Origin of the sequence: Wolbachia endosymbiont of Madathamugadia hiepei (genome assembly GCF_013366855.1) — a bacterium.
GTDB lineage: Bacteria > Pseudomonadota > Alphaproteobacteria > Rickettsiales > Anaplasmataceae > Wolbachia.
In genome coordinates this window covers 1-3,938 of the sequence record NZ_WQMP01000093.1, presented here as the reverse complement: position 1 = coordinate 3,938, position 3,938 = coordinate 1, and the positions used below count along the sequence as shown (strand labels likewise).

General features: G+C 38.2%; 5 protein-coding genes. 3 read left to right on the top strand and 2 right to left on the bottom strand.

What is annotated here, in order from left to right; genetic code table 11:
- The first annotated feature begins 292 nt into the window (after positions 1-292).
- Positions 293-1,519 (top strand): 2-C-methyl-D-erythritol 2,4-cyclodiphosphate synthase, encoded by a 1,227-nt coding sequence (gene ispF, locus GO685_RS03820; protein WP_175937644.1) that lies wholly within the window; start codon positions 293-295, stop codon positions 1,517-1,519.
- Positions 1,520-1,847: 328 nt separating this feature from the next.
- On the top strand, positions 1,848-2,363 hold the full coding sequence (locus GO685_RS03815) for a gamma carbonic anhydrase family protein (RefSeq protein ID WP_175937643.1): 516 nt from the start codon (positions 1,848-1,850) through the stop codon (positions 2,361-2,363).
- Positions 2,364-2,408: 45 nt separating this feature from the next.
- Here GO685_RS03815 and GO685_RS03810 read toward each other — a convergent pair whose 3' ends face one another.
- Positions 2,409-2,903: a hypothetical protein gene (locus GO685_RS03810; RefSeq protein ID WP_175937642.1), complete on the bottom strand. Its 495-nt coding sequence runs from the start codon at positions 2,901-2,903 to the stop codon at positions 2,409-2,411.
- 223 nt (positions 2,904-3,126) lie between these two features.
- Positions 3,127-3,543 (bottom strand): hypothetical protein, encoded by a 417-nt coding sequence (locus tag GO685_RS03805; RefSeq protein WP_175937641.1) that lies wholly within the window; start codon positions 3,541-3,543, stop codon positions 3,127-3,129.
- A gap of 134 nt (positions 3,544-3,677) precedes the next feature.
- On the opposite strand from GO685_RS03805, the gene GO685_RS03800 reads away from it, so the two are divergent.
- Positions 3,678-3,938, top strand: a 261-nt coding sequence (locus GO685_RS03800) for a class I tRNA ligase family protein (RefSeq protein ID WP_175937640.1), incomplete at its 3' end; no start/stop codon positions are given.

Genomic DNA, 3,938 nt, shown 5'->3' with positions numbered 1-3,938 from the left:
AAAAATCAAGAACTTTAGACGTGTTTTTTCTCGATTTGACAAGACTGCTGAGGTTTTTATGGGTTTTTTAAACTTCGTTGGTTCTCTCATACGGCTTCTCTAAAATTTTGTTCACAGAGACTAGGATCTACACTTTTTTCACTTAGATTCCAGCGTCACGCGCTGGAATGACAGGAGGGGCCACTTTCATGGTACCGTCATAGAGTGAAATGAGATCCCAGATGCTGTTTTTTAAACTTTGTCAATCTTTTTGAAACTTTAAATAACCTGCTATTATATATTTAAGCTGAAAATGATAAACGTGTACACTAACAGATCTAAGAAATACAAAATAGCAGCGCTAATAGTTGCGGCGGGAGTAGGCAGTAGATGCAGTAACGTGATTCCTAAGCAGTACATAAAACTGGCAGACAAACCTGTTTTATTTCATACAACCAAAAAACTTTTGATCAACCAATACATAGATTATGTAAGAGTAGTAATTAATAAAGATCATGAAGGTTTCTATGAGCCAGTGTTAGCTACTTGGATGACAGAAGGTGTAGGTGCTAAATTACTAAGTCCGATATACGGAGGAAAAAGTAGGCAAAATTCAGTTAAGTTGGGACTTGAAAGCTTACAAAAAATTAACCCAAATTTTGTTGTTATACACGATGCTTGCAGGCCCTTCGTATCAAATGCTTTGATGGATAGCTTAGTTCAGTCTATGATTCATGGTCAACATGCAGGAGTAGTGCCAGCAATAGAAGTTGAAGACACCATGTCATTGGCAAATGATAATTTCATCGAGTCCACGATCTCAAGAGAAAAACTCAGAGCTATACAAACTCCTCAGATTTTCAATTTCAAAGAATTGTTATTATGCCACCATTCAAGCAAAGAATTCACTGATGATTCGTCGCTAATGGTAGAGCACAAAAAACATGTTGTGATTATTAAAGGTGAGAAAAGCAATTTTAAGTTAACTACAAAAGAAGATATTAATATGGCAAAGCTCCTTCTTGAAGAACCCAAATATCGTGTTGGCGCTGGTTATGACATACACAAGTTCGTTAAAGCTCAAAATAAGGCTGAAAACTTTATAAAAATTTGCGGTGTGGAAATCGAGCACAACATGGCAATAGAAGCACATTCCGATGGTGATGTTGTAATACATGCGGTTGTTGACGCAATACTGGGAGCACTGGGATATGGCGACATAGGAGAGCATTTCCCCCCTAGTTCCGCTGAGTGGAAAGATTGTGATTCGTCTTGCTTCCTGAGCTTTGCTACTACAAAAGCAAAAGAAAAAGGGTACCGTGTATCTAATTTAGATATTACTATAGTTTGTGAGGAGCCTAAAATATCGCCTTATAAAGCGGAAATGAAGAAATCTATATCAAGGACATTAGAGATTGATGGCGAGTTTGTGAATATCAAAGCAACCACTACAGAAAAATTAGGTTCTATTGGCAGAAATGAAGGAATAGCGGCACATGCCTCTGTATTACTTACAAGCGTCACTCACACAACTGTATGAACATTGTGCTACTAGAAGGGTGTCATGCAAGCAGCTGAAGCTGGCATCCAGGAATTTTATTAAGTTGGTGAGTATAAAAGTTATATTAAAATACAACGTTTTTGATAATTATGGAAAGGCTGGATCCCAGTGTCGGAGCACTGGGATGACACCGTCTGTTACGCAAATTACCTACTAATTGCAATGTTCGTACAGCTCTGCGTCACTCGCTGGGGATCATAAAGTGAAATGAGATGTATGCCCAGACGCTCCGACCCAAGAAAAATATTTATTGTTTAGTGAAAAAATCTTACTTAAGTTATATAAAACATGGAATCATAGGCTCAATATGTACCACATTTTAAAATACAAAGATTATGAACCAAAAATGGAAGAGAGTGCCTTCATCGCTGGTGGTTCGCATATCGTAGGCAAGGTTGAAATAGGGAAGAATGCAAGCATCTGGTTTGATTGTGTAATCAGAGGAGATGTTGGATCAATCAAAATAGGTGATGAAACAAACATTCAAGATGGCACGGTAATTCATGTGGATAGAAACCCAGGGGGTGACACAATTATTGGCAGCATGGTAACGGTGGGACATTTTTGCATGCTGCACGCATGCACAGTGCATGACAAAGCATTTATTGGCATGGGCTCTACCGTAATGGACCATGCAATTATGGAATCCGAAGCTATGGTAGCTGCTGGCTCGCTAGTGACGCATGAAAAAGTGATAAAAAGTGGAGAAATATGGGCTGGCAGACCAGCAAAATTCTTCAAAAAAATGTCAAGTGAGGAAATTAATCATATTACACAATCAGCACAAAATTATGTTATGTTGATGAGGGAGTATAAAAATTGAAGCCATACGCGTCAAGTTAACTTGACGCGTATGAACCGTATCAAGCTAGCTTTTTGCAGGAACTTCCCCATTTACTTCTTGTGTTTCCGCTTTATTCACTTGAGTACTAGGTTTGAGTGCTAAATATGTCGCACCACTAACCGCTAATGCAGATGCTAGTGCTATACCAACCGTTACCCAAATATCTAGTCTAACTGTACGCTCAAGTGCAATAAATGCTGCCAACCCAGCAGCGAGACCAAAGCCAGCAGCAGCGGTATACTGTGCTCCATTGCTTTGTTTTGGTTGCTCGGTTGGTTGTTTTTTAGCTTCTAGTTCTTTATTTTGCTTCTGTAACTGCTGAACTTGAGACTTTTGAGCTGCCAATTTCTTCTCTAACTCCTCAACTCTAGCATTTAGTTGTGCTATTTTCTCATCTTTAGCTTCTAATCCTGCCTTTAGTCTGTCAAATTCAGCCTCTTTATCTCTTAACTGTTGCTGTAAGTTAGCAACTTGGGTATTCAGGCTGCTTATTTCCCCTGCTAGCTTCCAAGATGGCATGTTTTGTCCAGTGGCTTTATAGTAGAATTAAGTTGTGGGAGAGTAAAATAAGACAAAGAGTTCATAGATGAATTCACAGATGAAAAATTACTATCTTCTTTTTCTGGAGTAGTGAAAGAAGTACCATAAGGTGATTGGTAAGAAAAACCAGGTTGTGAGAAAGAAAACGTTGCTGGCTTTATTTCACCCGCTTCATTCTGTATTTCGTGATGCTTAAACAACTCTAGCTCTTCAGTTTCTGTGTTTCTGTCGTCAAGGCCCAGCTCTTCTGCCATTCAAACACATTATCAAGTTGTTTGTTATCTTGAGTTATAACTGAATTTATAGGTATAGGCACTGTTTGTGATTGCAGAGAAACTAAATCAGCACCCATTTCTTCATTCTCTGCTCCCAGCATTATTCCTTGTTGCTCAAAATGACCAGTAACATATAGTTGTTTATCACTTAGCGTAAAACCCGCGCAAAACTCCTGATCAATTACTACATCACTCTCGTTTATGTTTTTATACTCTTGAAATTTTTCGTACTGGCTTTGTGGGATGATGAGCTGTATTTGCTCACTGTTGCTTTCACTTGTGATAAGCCGTATTTTAGCTTGTACTTTTCCTTGCTCTGTTTCATTAGGTATAATAAACCCCAATATTAAATAATAATACTAAACATAATACCTTTCAAGTCTAAGGTCAAGTAATATTTATCATGCATAAAAACACATTGAAATTGCCGTCTTTACTCAGTTGTGTTAACTTAGAAACTTAAGATTGGAAAATATTTATGTTAGAAGAAAAATACAGCTTTAAAGAAATTGAAGCCAAGCACAACATATTGTGGGAAAACAGCAAAATTTATAAATGGAATGGTGAAGGGAATAACACTTTCACTATAGACACACCTCCGCCGACGATATCGGGGAAGTTGCATATTGGCCATATATTTAGCTATTGCCACACGGACTTCATTGCAAGGTTTCAGCGCATGCTGGGGAAAGATGTGTTTTATCCAATTGGGTTTGATGATAACGGGCTTCCCACCGAA